This window comes from Microbulbifer maximicatervae (SeqCode), from assembly GCF_052467825.1.
In genome coordinates this window covers 172387-190167 of the sequence record NZ_CP174327.1, presented here as the reverse complement: position 1 = coordinate 190167, position 17781 = coordinate 172387, and the positions used below count along the sequence as shown (strand labels likewise).

Genomic DNA, 17781 nt, shown 5'->3' with positions numbered 1-17781 from the left:
AATGAGCCTGATCGCGACTTCTTCACAGCAGAAAGTGGTAATAGGTCTTGGTGCTACCGGAAAGTCGGTGGTGCGCTACCTGCTGCGTCACGGCCATACGCCGGTCGTGGCAGACAGTCGCGATAACCCGCCGGGGCTCGAAGCTTTTCGTCAGGATTTCCCAGAGGTTGCGGTGGAAACAGGTCCATTGCGCCCGGGGACAATACTCGCGGCGAGCTTGATTATTGCCAGCCCCGGAGTTGCGCTTGCTGAACCCGTATTGCAGCAGGCGATTGCGGATGGGATTCCTGTGGTTGGGGATATTGAGTTATTTGCCCAGGCCCTGACTCGGATGCAATCGACAGCGAAGCTCGCCGCGATTACCGGTTCCAACGGAAAGAGTACAGTGACCACACTCCTGGGGGAGATGGTTGAAGAGGCAGGGCTGACAGTTGGTGTGGGCGGCAATATCGGTGTGCCGGTGCTGGATTTACTTGAGAAACCTCTGCCGGACATCTTTGTTTTGGAGCTTTCCAGTTTTCAATTGGAAACCACCTACTCGTTGGCACCTACTGTAGCCACCATTTTAAATATGAGTGCGGACCATATGGACCGCTACCCCAGTATGGTGGAGTACCACCGGGCCAAGCAGCGCATTTATCGCGGAGCGGATCAGTTCGTGATAAATCGCGCGGACCCCTTATCCCAGGGGCCTCTTTCCCGAGAGAGACGGGAGTGGACTTTTGGGCTTGATCAGCCGGATCTCAATCAGTTTGGCCTGCGCTTGCATGAGGGGCAGAACTGGTTGGCTCGAGGCACAGAAGTTTTAATGCCTGTGGCCGATTTGGCTATGGTGGGTAAGCATAATATTGCCAATGGTTTGGCAGCCCTGGCAATGGGTTATGCACTGGGCCTACCCACTGAAGCGATGCTAAAAGTTTTACGCAACTTTCGCGGGTTGAAACATCGCTGTGAGCGCGTGGCTGATTTTGAAGACGTTGTTTATGTTAACGATTCAAAAGGCACCAATGTAGGAGCAACCCAGGCGGCATTGGATGGCTTGGCTACGGTAACCAGTAAAATAGTGCTTATTGCTGGAGGGGATGGCAAGGGTGCTGATTTTGCTCCCTTACGAAAAAGTGCAGGAGCACTCCGGGCCCTGGTTTGTATTGGTGTAGATGGAAAGAAAATAGCAGGTGTCTTTGATGGCCTGTGCGAGATTCGCAGGGCTAGCACAATGGTAGAGGCCGTCGCTGAGGCCAGACAATTAGCCAATGGCGGTGACTATGTATTGTTATCACCGGCATGTGCCAGCTTTGATATGTATAAGAATTTTGAAGCCCGCGGTGATGATTTTCGCCAGGCCGTTCTGGAATTATGCGATACCGCTGGTGACTCCCAGTGAGTGCCCAGGTAATCAAGGCTCAAGGTAGTGAATGGCAGGATGGGCTGCTGCTACTCAGTGTTCTGGTTCTGGCTAGCATTGGTGTGGTGATGGTTGCTTCAGCATCTATCGCCTTTGCTACGGATATTTATGGTGACCCCTGGTATTTCCTCAGGCGTCATTTGGCTTTTTTGATGGTTGGCGGATTAGCTGGATTTGTCGTTAGTCAGATTCCCCTGTCAATTTGGTCGCGACTGTCCTGGCCATTATTACTGTTTGCTTGCCTGTTATTGATTGCAGTGCTTGTGCCGGGGATTGGACGGGAGGTGAACGGTAGCCGGCGTTGGCTGGTATTTGCAGGCATAACTGTGCAACCCGCGGAAGTGGCTAAGTTCTGTCTGTTAGTTTTTTTTGCCAGTTTTTTAACTCGTCGAAATAAGCAACTACGCCACTGGACCAGCTTTATGGTGCCAGTGGTGATTCTCGCAACGGTTGCTCTGTTATTGCTTTTACAGCCGGACTTCGGTTCTGTGGTTGTAATTTCAGGCACCGTGTTGGCAATGGTTTTTTTGGCGGGAGCCCGTCTTCCCCATACTTTTTTATTGGTAGCTGCGGCTGCGAGTGGACTGGCGCTAATGGCACTGATGAGCCCCTATCGCTTACAGCGATTGCTGACGTTTCTGGATCCTTGGGGGGATCAGTTTGCCAGTGGCTACCAACTTACCCAGTCCCTGATTGCATTTGGTCGCGGAGAGTGGTTTGGAGTTGGTTTGGGCAATAGTGTGCAGAAGCTGTTTTACCTGCCTGAGGCCCATACGGATTTTATTTTCGCCATTCTGGCAGAGGAATGGGGAATGTTGGGTGGCGTAGTACTGGTAGGGCTTTTTGTTGTTCTCACCTACTCACTGCTCCGCCTGGTAAAGGAGGCCCTGGTGCAGGAGAAATTTTTCGCTGCACTTCTAGCTTTTGGTATGGCAGTGCTATTGGCTGGACAAGCTTTCGTGAATATGGGCGTTGCTTCAGGCCTGTTGCCGACTAAAGGGCTAACGCTGCCATTTGTCAGCTCTGGTGGCAGCAGCCTGATTGTATGTTGTGCATTACTCGGCTTGGCGATGCGGATTCGGGCTGAACTAAAAGGGCCTGCTGAAAACGGAAGCGGGGGGCTTGAGCTTTTGCGTCAGCTGCCAATATTCCATTCACCCAAGTCCAGTGTGAAGGGCAGCAACGGAGAAACGGTTTGATGTCTGAAGTAAATAAGCGTTTTTCTGGAAAGAAGTTTTTGCTGATGGCCGGTGGTACCGGCGGTCATGTGTTTCCAGCGTTGGCTGTGGCTAAAGCGTTGCAAGAGCAGGGGGCTGTTGTCGAGTGGTTAGGTACTGCCCGTGGGATTGAATCCCGATTAATACCTGCGGCGAATATTCCTTTGCACTGCATTAAAGTGGAGGGTATTCGGGGGAAGGGAAAGTTGGCCTTACTTAAAGCCCCGTTGCAAATTTTGCGGGCAATTGCTCAGGCCAGAACCGTTGTTAAGCAAGTACAACCTGATGCAGTACTCGGCTTTGGCGGCTTTGCGACCGGCCCAGGGGGCGTTGCAGCCCGTCTCGGGGGGATACCGTTGATTATTCACGAGCAAAATGCTGTTGCCGGAACGACAAACCGCTTGTTAGCGCGGATTTCCAGCCAGGTGCTTGAAGCATTTCCCAGTGGGTTACCCGGTGCCAGGCAAGTGGGCAATCCAGTGCGCAAAGAGATTGCAGAATTGCCTGAGCCAGAAACACGAATTGGCAGCCAGTCGTCTCTGCGCCTTTTGGTATTGGGCGGTAGCCTCGGTGCTGTAGCAATTAATGAACTGGTTCCTAAGGCAATCGCATTGCTGAAACCCTCCCTGCGCCCGGCGGTGGTCCACCAGGCGGGAGAGCGCCACCTTCAGGCTGCCAAAGAAGCCTATAAAGAGGCGGCAGTAGAAGCTGAGGTGGTCCCTTTTATTGCGGATATGGCTGAGGCCTACCGCTCTGCGGACCTGATTATTTGCCGTTCCGGGGCTTTGACTGTTTCTGAAATTTCAGCGGCGGGAGTCGGTGCAATCATGGTGCCTTTCCCCTTTGCAATTGATGATCATCAAACGCGTAATGGCGAGTGGTTGCAAAATGCTGGCGGAGCGATTGTTATGCAGCAGCGGGAAATGGACGAGCAGAAGTTATCCGGCTTGTTACAAAGCCTGTTAGAAGATCGTCAGAAACTATTGCAAATGGCGACCTCCGCGCGGCGCGCGGCAAAAACTGATGCGACTGAGCAAGTGGTTAACGCTTGCAGAGAAGAGCTGGCCTCGGCCAGGTAACACAGAATAAGTGGACGAAGGTTAAAGTAATGTCTTCAGTGCGGACAAACGAAGATAAAAGTTATGCGGTACCGGCCATGCGTCGTATCCGCCGTATCCACTTTATTGGTATCGGTGGTGCCGGTATGAGTGGCATTGCAGAGGTACTGCAGAACCAGGGCTACGAAGTCTCAGGTTCTGACCTGCGTGAATCTGCGGTTACTGATAGATTGCGCAAATTGGGCGTTAAGGTCCAAATCGGGCACAGCGAGGAAAATGTTCGCGGCGTTGATGTTGTGGTTAATTCCTCTGCCGTACATGGCGATAACCCGGAGCTGATTGAAGCGAGAGAAAAGAGAATCCCTATTGTACGCCGTGCCGAAATGCTCGGTGAACTGATGCGCTATCGCTATGGCATTGCTGTGGCAGGAACTCACGGAAAGACCACCACGACCAGCTTAATCGCCTCAATCTTTGCGGCAGACAAAAAAGATCCGACCTTTGTTATCGGTGGCCTGGTCAACGCTGCAGGTGCCAATGCTGCCTTGGGCGAAAGTCGTTATTTAGTGGCTGAAGCAGATGAGAGCGATGCGTCTTTTATTCACTTACAGCCGATGGTGACGGTGATTACCAATATCGATGCGGACCATATGGAAACTTATGGTGGCGACTTCGAAAAGGTGAAACAAATCTTTATTGATTTTGTTCACAACCTGCCGTTTTACGGTTTGGCGGTAGTTTGCGGGGATGACGCCAATGTTCAGGAAGTCATCCCCAAGTTTTCCCGCCCGGTTCTGACCTATGGATTTGATGAGGGTAATGACTACCGCATCGTTGAAGTAAAGCAGGAACCTCTGCGCAGCCATTTCACGGTACAGAGACCCAAGGGTGATCTATTGCAGGTTTCTGTGAATACACCGGGTGTTCACAATGTTCTCAATGCGACTGCAGCAATTGCTGTAGCTAGTGATGAAGGCGTTAGTGATGAAGCAATTCGCCTAGGCCTGATAGGCTTCCAGGGCGTTGGTCGTCGATTCCAGATCTACGGTGATTATGCCGTTAGCGATGATGCCGAAGCTGATAAGGTGATGTTGGTAGATGACTACGGTCACCACCCACGCGAGGTAGCGGCTACCGTAAAGACAGTTCGAGATGGCTGGCCGGATCGTCGCTTGGTAATGATTTATCAGCCCCACCGTTATACCCGTACACGGGACTTGTTTGAAGACTTTGTTCAGGTCCTGTCTGAGGTGGATAAGTTAATTTTGCTGGATGTATACAGTGCGGGTGAAGCGCCAATTGCCGGTGCCGATGGCAGAACGCTTGCGCGAAGTTTACGCAACAGAGGACAGGTAGATCCGATTTTTATGGAAACTATCGATCAGGTTCCCCCGGTATTAGCTGATCTGTTGGAGCCAGGTGATATTGTCCTGACCCAGGGAGCTGGCAACGTCGGAGCACTTTCGCAAAGGTTGGCTGATTGGCGCTTGGGCGAGCGCAGCGGCGAGGGCTAAGTAGCTAGTGAAAGGAGCTGGAACGAAATCAGCCGGGAGAAAAAAAAAGACAGCTCGCGGAGCGAGCCCTCTTGGAACCGATAATCCCGAGAAGCTTCGTCTGAACTGGAAGCGGTGTTTTTTTTTATTGGTGATGTTCGCAGGCTTTAGTGCTTTGCTCTATGGTGCAGTTTGGTTATGGCGATGGGTGCCATCGGTTGAGTTGAGTAATGTTGATGCCCTGGAGCAAGTTGAAGTACGCGGGGCTTTTAATGCGGTAACTGAAGAAGAGTTAAGAGAGGTGCTTCTTCCTCACTTGAAAGCGGGCTTTTTTTCAGCGGACATTCAGGCGATGCAGCAGACATTACTGTCTAACCCCTGGATTACTTCCGCCTCGGTGAGCAGGCGTTGGCCGAAGGGCGTTGAGGTTGATATCACTGAAGCGCAACCTCTCGCCACCTGGGGTAAAGATAAATTGTTGGTAGCGAATGGGGATCTGCTGCCGCGTCCGTCACATATGGGGGTTCAGTCCCTGCCCGAGCTTGCCGGGGATGAAGAGTTGGTAGAGCGGATTATGCTGCAATACCGCGCGCTTGCGGGGTTGCTGACCACGCGGGATATGGAGGTTAAACGGTTGTCATTTGACGACCTAAGCGGTTGGCATCTGGAGTTAGTGTCGGGAATTGAATTAAAACTTGGCCATGATGCTTTATTGGAGCGAGTACACCGTTTTTTGTATTTGAGTCGAGGTGTACTGGCGCCGCACTTGCAAAAAGTTGTCAGCGTCGATACGCGCTACAGCAATGCGGTAGCGGTTCAGTGGAAAGACGAAGAAAAGTAAAAATCGAGGCAGCCCGGGTGGCTGTTTTATAGATAAAAGTTTAAAAGCGAATGCTGTGTTCTGGTCCGATAGCAGAACCTGAAACGGAATGCAGCTCAGCGAGGTTGGCACGAAAATGACACAGGTATCCGATCAGCGCATGATTGTTGGACTGGATATAGGCACCTCTAAAGTAGTCGCTATTGTCGGTGAAGCTTCCGGTGATGGGGAACTTAATATTGTCGGTATCGGCTCTCATCGTTCCACTGGAATGAAAAAGGGCGTAGTGGTTAATATTGAATCAACCGTGCAATCTATACAGCGCGCTGTGGAAGAAGCTGAGTTGATGGCGGGTTGTGAAATTCACTCTGTGTACGCAGGGATTGCGGGAAGTCACATTCGCAGCTTGAACTCTCACGGTATAGTTGCGATTAAGGATCGAGAGGTTACCCAGCAGGATCTCGATCGTGTTATTGATGCTGCCAGGGCTGTCGCTATTCCTGCGGACCAGAAGATTTTGCACACGCTTCCGCAGGAATACCTGATTGATAATCAGGAAGGGGTAAAAGAACCTCTCGGAATGTCTGGTGTTCGCCTCGAAGCAAAGGTCCATTTGGTCAGCGGTGCAGTGAATGCTGCACAGAATATTGAAAAGTGTATTCGTCGATGTGGTCTGGAAGTAGAAGATGTCATTCTTGAACAATTGGCTTCAAGTTACGCAGTCCTGACCGAAGATGAAAAAGAGTTGGGAGTATGCATGGTAGATATTGGTGGGGGAACTACCGATATTGCTGTGTTTACTGGTGGATCTATTCGGCATACCGGTGTGATACCGATTGCTGGAGACCAGGTTACCAATGATATTGCCATGGCTTTGCGCACACCGACACCGCACGCAGAAGATTTGAAAATCAAATATGCGTGCGCGTTGGCAAAACTCGCTCGCGAAGGTGAGACCATTAAGGTACCGAGCGTTGGTGATCGCGCGCCTAGGGATTTATCCCGACAGGCATTGGCCGAGGTCGTTGAGCCGCGCTACGACGAATTGTTTACATTAGTACAGGCGGAGTTACGTCGCAGCGGCTTCGAAGATTTGTGTGCGGCGGGTGTAGTACTTACCGGCGGCTCTTCAAAAATGGAGGGCGCGGTTGAACTGGCTGAGGAAATTTTTCATATGCCGGTTCGCCTAGCAGTGCCTCAGGGTATTGCAGGTTTGACGGATATCGTCAGCAACCCAATTTATTCCACTGGAGTTGGATTATTGATGTATGCGATGCAGCAGGAAGAGGCTCGAGAGGGCAAAATACAGCCTGTGCGCAACGATAATCAGTGGTGGGACAAGGTAAAACACTGGTTTCGCGGAAATTTGTAATAGAGTGCAACCAGATTTAGCCATCCGGTGAAGGATTTTTTTTAGGCATGGCTGTAAAATTCGACATGAGCAAGAAAGGGGAACAGCAATGTTCGAACTAGTTGATAGCGTACAGGATAAGCCTGTCATCAAGGTGATTGGTGTCGGCGGTGGTGGTGGTAATGCTGTTAAGCATATGATCGCCAATGATGTTGAGGGTGTAGATTTTATCTGTGCAAATACAGATGCACAGGCCCTCAAAGATGTTGAGGCCCGCACTATCCTGCAACTGGGTAACACAATTACACGCGGTTTGGGCGCAGGGGCAAACCCGGATATTGGCCGTCAGTCCGCACTTGAAGATCGCGATCGCATTGCTGAGGTATTAACCGGTGCGGATATGGTATTCATCACTGCCGGTATGGGCGGTGGTACCGGTACCGGTGGTGCGCCGATTGTCGCTGAGATTGCAAAAGAACTGGGCATCCTTACCGTTGCGGTAGTTACTCGCCCATTTAAGATCGAAGGGCGCAAACGCACAGTTGTAGCTGAAGAGGGTATCCTCGAGCTGCGCGATAAAGTTGATTCTCTGATTACTATCCCCAACGATCGTTTGCTGGAAGTACTCGGTAGCAAGATCACAATGAAATCTGCTTACAAAGAGGCAGATAACGTTTTATTGGGTGCTGTACAAGGCATTGCCGACCTGATGATTCGTCCGGGCATCATGAACGTGGACTTCGCCGATGTGCGCACCGTAATGTCTGAAATGGGCATGGCGATGATGGGGTCCGGTTCTGCCGTCGGTGAAAACCGTGCGCGCGAAGCGGCTGAGAAAGCCGTGCGAAGCCCGCTACTGGATAACGTCAACCTGGCAGGTGCTCGCGGTATCCTGGTGAATATCATCACCGGTAGCGAAGAGGCGGGCTGTCAGGAACTGACCCTGGGTGAGTACTCTGAAGTAGGTGAGATTGTCCAGGAAATCGCCTCCGATGAAGCTACTGTGGTTATCGGTACAGCGGTAGATGATAAGCTCGGTGATGAGATGCGGGTTACCGTTGTGGCCGCAGGTCTTGGCGAGGGTACTCCGGTAGCGCGTCCGGCGAAGGTGGTGGATAACACCCGCCGCCCAGAGCCTCGCGAGCCTGTTCGTGAAACCCGTGAGGTTCGCGATAATCACAGCGCTCACGCTGGCCACAGCTCTGCGGGACTGGCAAGCCGCGAGGCCATTGATCCGCGCCCTCGCGCTGAAGCGGAGCGCCCCAAGCGCCCGGCTCCTGCCCTGAATCCCGCTGATGCGGATATGGAGTACCTGGATATTCCAGCCTTCCTGCGCCGTCAGGCAGACTAGGAAACGGTACCGCAGAGGCAGAACACCGCTCATGTCTGCCCGGCTCCGGCTGGGTATTGCCGCTGCGGTGCGGCTTTTGCTCGGGTCTACCTTGTCGAATGGGTGGGCCCTTGCCCCGTTTGTGTAGATTTTGATCAGAACTGGTGAGTCGCAATAACTATCTAAAATAATTAACAATTATTAACAGCGCTTGCGGAGCTTAGGATCTTAGAATGCTGTCATAGCGACATGCGTTGGCGCTGCAATCTTTGCTTGATCTATCCTCATATAGGTAGGTGGTGCACAGTTGTGGTGACCACTCGCCCAGAATTGGTATTGGCGTCGCAATTGTGCTAGTATCGATGGCTTGCTGCGCCTTAGGGGCGTAGTCCACCGACGGGGAAAAGATAGTTTCATGATCAAACAGCGCACGCTTAAGAATGCTATTCGCGCCACTGGCGTAGGTCTGCACACTGGCAAGAAAGTTGTACTTACCCTTAAACCAGCGCCCGTAGACACCGGTATTGTGTTCCGTAGAACCGATTTGGACCCGGTAGTTGAAATCGAGGCTCGTGCGGAAAATGTCGGCGACACTCTCCTTTCAACCACCCTGGAAAAGGGTGATGTTCGCATTGCTACGGTAGAGCACCTGCTCTCGGCAATGGCGGGCCTTGGCATTGATAATGCGGTTGTCGAGTTATCCGCGCAAGAAGTGCCCATTATGGATGGCAGTGCCGGCCCATTTGTATTTCTAATTCAATCTGCAGGTATCCAAGAGCAAGCAGCTCCGAAGAAGTTCCTGCGAATCAAGAAGCCAGTAACTGTAGAGGATGGCGATAAGGTTGCCAGCTTCCTGCCTTTTAATGGCTTTAAAGTATCTTTCACAATCGACTTTGACCACCCGGTTTTCCAGGGGCGTAACCTGAGTTCATCCGTGGACTTCTCCAGCACCTCTTTTGTTAAGGAAGTGAGTCGCGCCCGTACCTTTGGCTTTATGCATGAGATCGAGTACCTGCGCTCCAAAGGCCTGGTTCAGGGTGGTTCCGTTGATAACGCAATTGTGATTGATCAGTACCGCATTCTGAATGAAGGCGGGTTGCGTTATGAAGACGAATTTGTGAAACATAAAATTCTGGATGCGATTGGCGATCTCTATCTTCTGGGGACCAGCCTGATTGGTGAGTTCAAGGCCTTTAAGTCTGGCCATGCGCTGAACAATAAATCCCTTCGCAACCTCATGGCTCAGGAGGATGCTTGGGAAATGGTCACCTTTGAAGGTGAGCAAGAAGAAGCACCGATCTCTTATATTAAGCCTATTTTGGCAGTTTGATACTTTCGCAAGAAGCCGGCATTATAGTGCCGGCTTTTTTGTATGATTGTTTCACAGAGAAAGCCTATAGATTTTTGGTATCCTTATTGGTTTGGCACCTCGGCTTGTGAGCTGGGGACTAACGAAAATTAAAAATGTCGAACTCCTCACAGTTCCTATGAAAGTAATCCTGGTTAATGAGCGCGGTGCGACTCGCAGCTTTAATTTTGGCAGTTTGAGCAAAGCCCTGTTGGGGTTGTGCTTGCTGAGCCTCCCTGTGGGTGCATTTCTGCTGGGGGCGAATTTACCGGTTACTAAAACTGACCTATTTGATTCCCGAACGGCCAAGGCCTGGAGTCGCGCACTGCGCAAACAGCAGGAAGAAATTGCTGAAGCAGATAGAGAGGCGCGGGAGCAACTGGCAGCTCTTACCGTTAAGCTTGCAGAGTTGCAGGCGCGTTTAACTCGCCTTGATGCACTGGGTGAGCGTTTAACCTCTGTTGCCAATCTCGATGAAGGAGAGTTTGAGTTTGGCAGTACACCTGCTATCGGTGGGCCAGAAGACCCCGGAATCGCAGGTGCATCCGAGTTGCCGTATCAGCCACCGGAATTCCTGGATGTTATTGGAGATCTCTCTCATCAGATTGAAGATCGCCAAATGCAGCTGAACACACTTGAATCCCTGATGGCGAACCTCAAGCTTGAGGACGAGCAGTTTTTAGCGGGCCGCCCGATCAGCAAGGGGTGGATGTCTTCCCGTTATGGTTATCGCACCGATCCATTCACTGGCCGTAGGACCTGGCATAAGGGTGTGGATTTTGCTGGCAAGATGGGCTCCGATGTTGTTTCAGTAGCCGCAGGTGTCGTCACCTGGGCTGATGAGCGCCATGGTTATGGTCAGTTGGTAGAAATCAATCACGGCAATGGTTATTCAACCCGCTATGGGCACAATAGTGAGCTGAAAGTGGGATTGGGTGACGTGGTCAAGAGGGGGCAGACTATTGCCCTGATGGGTTCCAGTGGTCGTTCTACCGGGCCCCATGTTCACTTTGAGATTTATAAGAACAACCGCACGGTTGATCCAGCTAGCTATATCCGCCGCACAGGCAGATAAGAACTATCCTTCCTTTACGCGTAATTGTTGGTAGCTTGGCATAAGAGTTGCCAGCGCTTGCGCCTTCCTGTTTACTTGCACCCCTCGCATAAAGGAGCGTCGGTGCATCGATCTGCCCGATATTAGCGCCGACAGCGCAAATAAGATAAGTGGTTTCTAGATAATGATTGGCAAACTGATTAAATCGGTCTTTGGTTCAAAAAATGACCGCGAGCTGAAGCGCATGCGACGCGTCGTGGGAAAGATCAACGCTTTGGAAGAGGATTTCCAGAAGCTTGACGATGCAGGCCTGCGGGCTAAAACGGATGAGTTCAGGCAGCGACTCGCTGACGGGGAAAAGCTCGATCAAATTCTGCCTGAGGCGTTTGCTGCAGTACGTGAAGCGGGTCGCCGGGCCATGGGCATGCGCCACTTCGACGTTCAGCTGATCGGTGGTATGACCCTGCATGAAGGGCGTATTGCAGAAATGCGTACTGGTGAAGGTAAAACCCTGGTTGCAACCCTGCCGGCCTATCTGAATGCGCTTGAAGGTAAGGGCGTTCATATTGTTACGGTGAACGATTACCTCGCTTCGCGGGATGCCAATTGGATGCGCCCGGTATATGAATTCCTGGGCATGACGGTGGGAGTTATTGTTTCCCAGCAGCCACCAGAAGAAAAGAAAGCGGCCTATGAGGCTGATATTACTTACGGCACTAATAACGAATTCGGTTTTGATTACCTGCGTGACAACATGGTGTTGCGCAAAGAGGACCGCACCCAGCGCCCTCAGAACTTCGCTATTGTCGATGAGGTGGATTCCATCCTGATCGATGAGGCGCGTACTCCGCTGATTATTTCTGGAGCCGCCGAAGACTCTTCTCACCTTTATACGGCAATGAATAAGTTGGTTCCCCAGCTGGAGCGTGCCGAAGAAGGTGGGGAGGGGCACTACACCGTTGATGAAAAGACTCGCCAGGTTGAGCTGACCGAGCAGGGTCACTTATTGATCGAAGACCTGCTGTCACGCAGCGGATTGATGAAGGAAGACCAGTCCCTTTACGCCCCTGGGAACCTGGGCCTGTTGCACCATGTGCACGCCGCCCTGCGCGCGCATGTGCTGTTTAACCGCGATGTGGATTACATCGTGCAGAACGGCCAGGTGGTGTTAATTGATGAGCACACCGGTCGGACCATGCCCGGTCGCCGTCTCTCCGAAGGCCTGCACCAGGCGCTGGAAGCAAAAGAGAGTGTGCAGATTCAGAGTGAGAGCCAGACTCTCGCTTCTACAACATTCCAGAACCTGTTCCGCTTCTACCCCAAACTTGCGGGAATGACCGGTACAGCGGATACAGAAGCGTTTGAATTTCAGCAAATTTATGGCCTGGACGTGGTGGTGATCCCCACCAATAAGCAAATTCAACGTGAAGATCTCAATGACCTGGTTTACCTGAGCCAGGAAGAGAAGATGGAAGCGATTATTGAGGATGTGAAGCACTGCCGTGAAAAGCAGGCTCCGATCCTTGTAGGTACTGCTTCTATCGAGACCTCAGAGGAAATGTCCCGCAAGTTGCAAAAGGCGGGCATTAAGCACCAGGTTCTCAATGCGAAATACCACGAGCGCGAAGCACAGATTATCGCCCAGGCGGGTCGCCCGGGTGCAGTGACTATCGCTACCAATATGGCCGGTCGCGGTACCGACATTGTGCTCGGTGGTAACTGGGAGGCTGAAGCGGCAGCCCTGGCCCAGGAGAAGGGTAGTGAGCTGACCGAAGCGGAGCTTGCGCAAGTTAAGGAAGATTGGGGTAAGCGCCACGAGCAGGTGATCGCTGCGGGCGGTCTACATATTATCGGTACTGAGCGTCATGAGTCCCGCCGTATTGATAACCAGCTACGAGGCCGTGCAGGTCGCCAGGGTGACCCAGGTGTTACTCGTTTCTATCTGTCCCTGGAAGATAACCTTATGCGCATCTTCGCCTCTGACCGGGTGAAGAATTTTATGCAGATGCTGGGTATGGAGCGCGGTGAGGCGATTGAGCACCGTATGGTTTCCAACGCTATCGAAAAAGCCCAGCGCCGTGTTGAAGGTCGCAACTTCGATATTCGCAAGCAGTTGCTGGAATACGACGATGTGGCCAATGACCAACGCCAGGTGATTTATGGCCAGCGCAATGAGCTGCTGGAAGCTGAAAGTATCAGCGACACCATCTCCGCCATTCGTGAAGATGTGGTCGATGGTATTGTCTCCGGCTCTATTCCGCCGCAGAGTGTGGAAGAGCAGTGGGATATTCCAGCCCTTGAGCAGCAGCTCTCCGGCGAATTGGGTATCCAGTTGCCGGTTCAGCAGTGGCTCGATGAAGATCGCACTCTGCACGAAGAGAGCTTGCGGAAAAAGATTACTGTTGCCGCGCAGGAAGCCTATGCTGCAAAAGTTTCCCGCATTGGTGAGTCTTCTGGTGATGCCAACCTGATGCCGACTATCGAGCGTCAGATTATGCTGCAAGTGTTGGATCAGTTGTGGAAAGAGCATCTTTCCAGCATGGACCACCTGCGTGCGGGTATTGGATTGCGGGCTTACGCCAACAAAAACCCCAAGCAGGAATTCAAGCGCGAGTCTTTCCACCTGTTCCAGAGCATGCTGGAGAACCTCAAGCATGAAGTGGTGCGTATTCTTGCCCACGTAGAGCCGATGACTCGTGAGCAAGCGGAAGAGATGGAGCAGCGTCGCCTGGAAGAGCAGCGCAGGCAGCAGCTTGAGCTGCAACACGCTCAAGCTTCGGCGCTTCCAGAAAGTGAGCCCAAGGAGCAGCAGCCGGCTACCCCGGCACCGGAGCGTCGCGGTCCTAAAGTCGGGCGCAATGATCCCTGCCCCTGTGGTTCCGGGAAAAAGTACAAGCAGTGTCACGGTAAGCTGGCTTCCTCTACCCAGAGCTAATTATCTGCTGCTTGAATTCAGTAAGTGCCCCGCTTAGCGGGGTATTTTTTTAACCAGCAAAAGAATTATCTGCGGAAAAAGATTTCCATTCCGCAGATAAGTCTATTTTGGCTTGCCTTACTGAGGTTCGGCTTTGATAATGTCGACCGCTCATTTATTTCCGCTAATCCGTTTGGGTGGACCGGGGTCTAGGTTTGCCTGCGCTGTGATAGCCCAAAGTCGTTATTCTTATGCCTGAATTATCCATACCCGTTGTCGAAGGGGTTCGCCTCGCCAGTGTGCCTGCCAGGATCAAAGACTGGGAGCGCAATGACCTGTTGTTGGTTGAGCTTGCTGAAGGAACTTCAGTTGCAGCCACTTTTACCCAGAATACTTTTTGTGCGGCTCCAGTAACGGTTGCTAAAGAGCATATCGCCAAAGGAGAAGTGCGAGCCCTGGTCGTTAATGCCGGCAATGCCAATGCCGCTACTGGGGTAAGGGGGCTGGCGGATGCCCGGGCTACTTGCGAGGCGGTGGCAGATGCACTGAAGATTTCTGCTGAACAAGTATTACCTTTTAGTACTGGTGTCATTGGTGAGCACTTACCGATGGAGAAGTTACTCACTGCTATTCCGGGGTCTGCTGGACAGCTTGCTTCCGCCGGATGGGAGTTGGCGGCCGAGTCCATTATGACTACCGACACCCGGCCAAAGATTGCGAGCCGCAAGTTAATGATTAATGGTGAAGAGATTGCCGTTGTTGGTATAGCTAAAGGTTCCGGCATGATCCAGCCGAACATGGCTACCATGCTCGCCTATGTCGCCACTGATGCCGGTGTGACGCAGCCCCTGCTAGATCAAATGGTGCGGGAAGTTGTCGGGGCTTCATTTAATCGAATTAGCGTAGATGGAGATACCTCGACGAATGATGCTTGTGTTTTGATGGCCACAGGTGCGCGGGGGGAGATGATCAGCAGCTCTGAGAATACTGGCTACCTGGAGCTGTATAGGGCAATTTCGGAAATACATATAGAGCTGGCCCAGGCCATTGTCAGGGACGGTGAGGGGGCGACCAAGTTTGTTACCGTACAAGTGGATGGCGCGCTCAGCAGTGAAGAGGCCTTGGCAGTAGCTTTTGAAGTCGGTGATTCTCCGCTGGTGAAAACTGCACTTTATGCCTCAGACCCTAACTGGGGTCGGCTGGTGATGGCGATCGGCAATGCTATCCAAGGCGAATTAGACACCGATAAGGTTGAGGTCTTCCTCGATGATGTACAGGTGGTCAGTGCCGGTGGGCGCGCATCTGGATATCAAGAGCAGGCTGGAGAGCAGGTATTTTCAAAACCCGAATTTACAATCCGTATAGAGCTGGGTCGCGGTGCCAGCAGTGAGCACATCTGGACCTGTGACTTCTCTCACGAGTATGTCACCATCAACGCAGAATATCGGACCTGAGGTAGTAGAGTGAGTAAGGTTGTCCATGTTGCTGTCGGTGTAGTAACCCGAGGGGATGGCAAGATCCTGATTGCCCGCCGTCCCGACCATTTGCATATGGGAGGGCGCTGGGAATTTCCCGGTGGCAAGGTGGAAGCTGGTGAGTCTGTGCAGGAGGCGCTCTATAGGGAGCTACTTGAAGAGGTGGCCATTGAAGTACAGGAGTTGCAGCCTCTGGTAGAAATTCGTCACGATTACCCTGAAAAAACCGTGCTGCTGGATACTTGGCAGGTAACGCAGTTCACGGGTGAGGCTCTTGGACGAGAGCAGCAGGAAATCAAGTGGGTGTCTGCTGGGGAGCTGGATAACTTCCACTTCCCCGACGCCAATCAGGCAATTATTGAAGCGGTAAAAGGGAGTTTCTCCTAAGCTTCACCTTGAACAGCTGCTTGCAGGCAGCTGTTCAAAAGTGGGTTGGATGGCCTTAATGGCGGGGCTTGTTCGGGTCCAGGTCATCACTCAGCACATCGTCATACACTGACTCCCCGGGAATCTTGTGTCCCTCACTAGCCCATTCGCCGAGATCAATCAGCTTGCAACGTTCGCTACAAAAAGGTTTGAAGGGAAACTTATCGCTCCATTCAATGGGCTTTTTGCAGGTAGGGCAGTTGAGTGTCGGCGTTACGCTGGATTTAGGCATAAGTTAGCTTGGGCTCTAAAGTGATCTGAATCGGAATTGTACTCTAATTAACTTAGCTCGACTGTTCCGGCCGAGCAATCCGTAAGTATTCCCGGTGGAGCTGCTCTACTTGAGCTTTGAGTGAGGTTAAGTCACTAGCGTTATCCAAAACATCATCCGCCTTCTCTAGTCGTTGCTCCCTTGTCAGTTGGGCCGTCATGATTTTGCGAATCTGTTCCTGGTGGCTGTTATCACGCGCGCTGGCGCGCTCAAGCTGCAAAGCCTCGGGTAGATCGACCACACAAATCCTGTTAACGAGCTCATATTGGCCTGACTCAATCAGGAGGGGGGATTCCAATATTGCGTAGGGCCCCTGACTTGCGTTCAGTGAGGAAGTTATTTCTTCTCTAATCAGTGGATGTAAAAGGCTTTCCAGCCATTGCCGTTCGCCTGGGCCGTCAAATATCAGTGTGCGCAGTTTGCTCCGGTTTAATTCGCCACTTTCCAGTAAGACATCGGCCCCGAAGTGTCGGGCTATCTGTTCCAGGGCGGGCTTTCCCGGTTGGACCACAACCCTTGCCGCCCAGTCTGCATCTACTACATTAATGCCCAGGCCACGGAAATACCCGGCTGCTGCTGACTTTCCGCTACCGATCCCGCCGGTTAAGCCTACGGTAAACAATGGCTGTCCTCCCCAAAAATAAACAAGGTTGCGGTATAAATAAAAACCCCGGCCAGATGGCTGGCCGGGGTCATAGTAAAGCAAATAGTCGGAGAATGGTGAGTTGGTCGTTTAGCTGCTAAGACCAGAGATATTGAAATACCAGCTCATGATTTGATCACCCCAAAGCATAGCGATCCAGCCGGCTCCGGCAAGGTAGGGGCCAAAAGCGATGGGCAAGTTGCGATCCCGCCCTACGGCGATACTCCAAGATATTCCCGCAATAGCCCCTACGATAGCGGAGAGTAGGATGACCATCGGTAGCACCTGCCAGCCAAACCAAGCTCCGATAGCTGCCAGGATTTTAAAGTCACCAGCCCCCATACCTTCTTTGCCGGTAACAATCTTAAAGATGTGGAACACCAGCCAAAGAGATAGGTAGCCGGCAATAGCACCGATTACTGCGTCCTGTAGAGAAGCAAATGCTCCCCAAATATTGATTAGCAAACCGGCCCAGAGTAGAGGAAGGGTGATATTGTCGGGGAGTAACTGTTTGTCAAAATCAATACCAGTTAGAGCAATCAGGGCCCAGGTAAAGAAACATCCGGCTAATGCCTGCCAAGTGAACCCCAGCTGCCAGACAACAACCGCTGTTAAAATTCCTGTGGCCAACTCCACCAATGGGTACCGCTTGGAGATTGCTGTACCACAATTGGCACATTTGCCTCCTAACAGCAGATAGCTTACTACTGGGATATTTTGCCAGGGTTTGATCTCTGCTTTGCATTTGGGGCAGTGAGAGTGGGGTAATACTAGATTAAAAGGTTTGTTCAGCTCTTCTTGCTCAGTAGGGCTGGGGTGAGTATCGAAGTAACTGTGAAAATCCCGCTTATATTCGCGCTCCATTATAACGGGAAGGCGCAGTATAACTACATTAAGGAAACTGCCAATCAGCAGCCCTAAAATAAAAGCGCTGCCTAGGAGCAGCGCCGGGAAGTAAGTGATTGTTTCGAGCATT

15 protein-coding genes are annotated in these 17781 nt (G+C 51.9%); 12 read left to right on the top strand and 3 right to left on the bottom strand.

All coding sequences use genetic code 11. The features are described 5' to 3' along the window. The first annotated feature begins 1 nt into the window (after position 1). From murD to mutT, 12 genes are all read left to right on the top strand, one after another. Positions 2-1384, top strand: a complete 1383-nt coding sequence (gene murD, locus ACJJII_RS00855; RefSeq protein ID WP_444917989.1) for a UDP-N-acetylmuramoyl-L-alanine--D-glutamate ligase — start codon at positions 2-4, stop codon at positions 1382-1384. Continuing rightward, on the top strand, positions 1381-2604 hold the full coding sequence (gene ftsW, locus ACJJII_RS00850) for a putative lipid II flippase FtsW (RefSeq protein WP_444917988.1): 1224 nt from the start codon (positions 1381-1383) through the stop codon (positions 2602-2604). Before murD ends, ftsW begins: the two co-directional genes overlap by 4 nt. Continuing rightward, the gene (gene murG, locus ACJJII_RS00845; RefSeq protein WP_444917987.1) at positions 2604-3701 is read left to right on the top strand and encodes an undecaprenyldiphospho-muramoylpentapeptide beta-N-acetylglucosaminyltransferase; all 1098 of its coding nucleotides are present in this window, start codon (positions 2604-2606) and stop codon (positions 3699-3701) included. The genes ftsW and murG overlap by 1 nt, the downstream gene beginning before the upstream one ends. Positions 3702-3730: 29 nt before the next feature. Next, positions 3731-5194: a UDP-N-acetylmuramate--L-alanine ligase gene (gene murC / locus ACJJII_RS00840; RefSeq protein ID WP_444917986.1), complete on the top strand. Its 1464-nt coding sequence runs from the start codon at positions 3731-3733 to the stop codon at positions 5192-5194. 133 nt (positions 5195-5327) lie between these two features. Continuing rightward, entirely contained in the window at positions 5328-6014 is a 687-nt protein-coding gene (locus ACJJII_RS00835; protein ID WP_444919244.1) for a cell division protein FtsQ/DivIB, read from the top strand. Positions 6015-6129: 115 nt separating this feature from the next. Continuing rightward, on the top strand, positions 6130-7365 hold the full coding sequence (gene ftsA / locus ACJJII_RS00830) for a cell division protein FtsA (protein ID WP_282933862.1): 1236 nt from the start codon (positions 6130-6132) through the stop codon (positions 7363-7365). 88 nt (positions 7366-7453) lie between these two features. Further along, positions 7454-8695: a cell division protein FtsZ gene (gene ftsZ, locus ACJJII_RS00825; protein WP_444917985.1), complete on the top strand. Its 1242-nt coding sequence runs from the start codon at positions 7454-7456 to the stop codon at positions 8693-8695. Between the two features lie 394 nt (positions 8696-9089). After that, positions 9090-10004: a UDP-3-O-acyl-N-acetylglucosamine deacetylase gene (lpxC, locus tag ACJJII_RS00820; RefSeq protein ID WP_282933860.1), complete on the top strand. Its 915-nt coding sequence runs from the start codon at positions 9090-9092 to the stop codon at positions 10002-10004. A 157-nt stretch (positions 10005-10161) separates the two neighbouring features. Continuing rightward, positions 10162-11097: a M23 family metallopeptidase gene (locus ACJJII_RS00815; protein ID WP_444917984.1), complete on the top strand. Its 936-nt coding sequence runs from the start codon at positions 10162-10164 to the stop codon at positions 11095-11097. A 163-nt stretch (positions 11098-11260) separates the two neighbouring features. Next, positions 11261-14011 carry a preprotein translocase subunit SecA gene (gene secA / locus ACJJII_RS00810; protein ID WP_444917983.1) on the top strand — a complete coding sequence of 917 codons (2751 nt, stop codon included), beginning with the start codon at positions 11261-11263 and terminating at the stop codon, positions 14009-14011. A 230-nt stretch (positions 14012-14241) separates the two neighbouring features. Beyond that, positions 14242-15444 (top strand): bifunctional glutamate N-acetyltransferase/amino-acid acetyltransferase ArgJ, encoded by a 1203-nt coding sequence (gene argJ, locus ACJJII_RS00805; RefSeq protein WP_444917982.1) that lies wholly within the window; start codon positions 14242-14244, stop codon positions 15442-15444. A gap of 9 nt (positions 15445-15453) precedes the next feature. After that, entirely contained in the window at positions 15454-15852 is a 399-nt protein-coding gene (gene mutT, locus ACJJII_RS00800; RefSeq protein WP_444917981.1) for an 8-oxo-dGTP diphosphatase MutT, read from the top strand. Between the two features lie 55 nt (positions 15853-15907). Here mutT and yacG read toward each other — a convergent pair whose 3' ends face one another. The 3 genes from yacG to ACJJII_RS00785 all read right to left on the bottom strand — a co-directional run bounded on the left by yacG (position 15908) and on the right by ACJJII_RS00785 (position 17780). Further along, positions 15908-16123 (bottom strand): DNA gyrase inhibitor YacG, encoded by a 216-nt coding sequence (yacG, locus tag ACJJII_RS00795; RefSeq protein ID WP_108734183.1) that lies wholly within the window; start codon positions 16121-16123, stop codon positions 15908-15910. A 52-nt stretch (positions 16124-16175) separates the two neighbouring features. Then, complete coding sequence (gene coaE, locus ACJJII_RS00790) at positions 16176-16784, bottom strand: dephospho-CoA kinase (RefSeq protein WP_444917980.1); 609 nt, start codon at positions 16782-16784, stop codon at positions 16176-16178. Between the two features lie 111 nt (positions 16785-16895). Continuing rightward, the gene (locus tag ACJJII_RS00785) at positions 16896-17780 is read right to left on the bottom strand and encodes a prepilin peptidase (RefSeq protein WP_444917979.1); all 885 of its coding nucleotides are present in this window, start codon (positions 17778-17780) and stop codon (positions 16896-16898) included. Position 17781 lies beyond the last annotated feature (1 nt).

Excerpts from the sequence above, each read along its gene's own strand:
- murD (WP_444917989.1), top strand. The coding sequence starts at position 2 with ATGAGCCTGATCGCGACTTCTTCACAGCAGAAAGTGGTAATAGGTCTT.
- murG (WP_444917987.1), top strand. The coding sequence starts at position 2,604 with ATGTCTGAAGTAAATAAGCGTTTTTCTGGAAAGAAGTTTTTGCTGATG.
- murC (WP_444917986.1), top strand. The coding sequence starts at position 3,731 with ATGTCTTCAGTGCGGACAAACGAAGATAAAAGTTATGCGGTACCGGCC.
- ACJJII_RS00835 (WP_444919244.1), top strand. The coding sequence starts at position 5,328 with ATGTTCGCAGGCTTTAGTGCTTTGCTCTATGGTGCAGTTTGGTTATGG.
- ftsA (WP_282933862.1), top strand. The coding sequence starts at position 6,130 with ATGACACAGGTATCCGATCAGCGCATGATTGTTGGACTGGATATAGGC.
- ftsZ (WP_444917985.1), top strand. The coding sequence starts at position 7,454 with ATGTTCGAACTAGTTGATAGCGTACAGGATAAGCCTGTCATCAAGGTG.
- lpxC (WP_282933860.1), top strand. The coding sequence starts at position 9,090 with ATGATCAAACAGCGCACGCTTAAGAATGCTATTCGCGCCACTGGCGTA.
- ACJJII_RS00815 (WP_444917984.1), top strand. The coding sequence starts at position 10,162 with ATGAAAGTAATCCTGGTTAATGAGCGCGGTGCGACTCGCAGCTTTAAT.
- secA (WP_444917983.1), top strand. The coding sequence starts at position 11,261 with ATGATTGGCAAACTGATTAAATCGGTCTTTGGTTCAAAAAATGACCGC.
- argJ (WP_444917982.1), top strand. The coding sequence starts at position 14,242 with ATGCCTGAATTATCCATACCCGTTGTCGAAGGGGTTCGCCTCGCCAGT.
- yacG (WP_108734183.1), bottom strand. The coding sequence starts at position 16,123 with ATGCCTAAATCCAGCGTAACGCCGACACTCAACTGCCCTACCTGCAAA.
- ACJJII_RS00785 (WP_444917979.1), bottom strand. The coding sequence starts at position 17,780 with ATGCTCGAAACAATCACTTACTTCCCGGCGCTGCTCCTAGGCAGCGCT.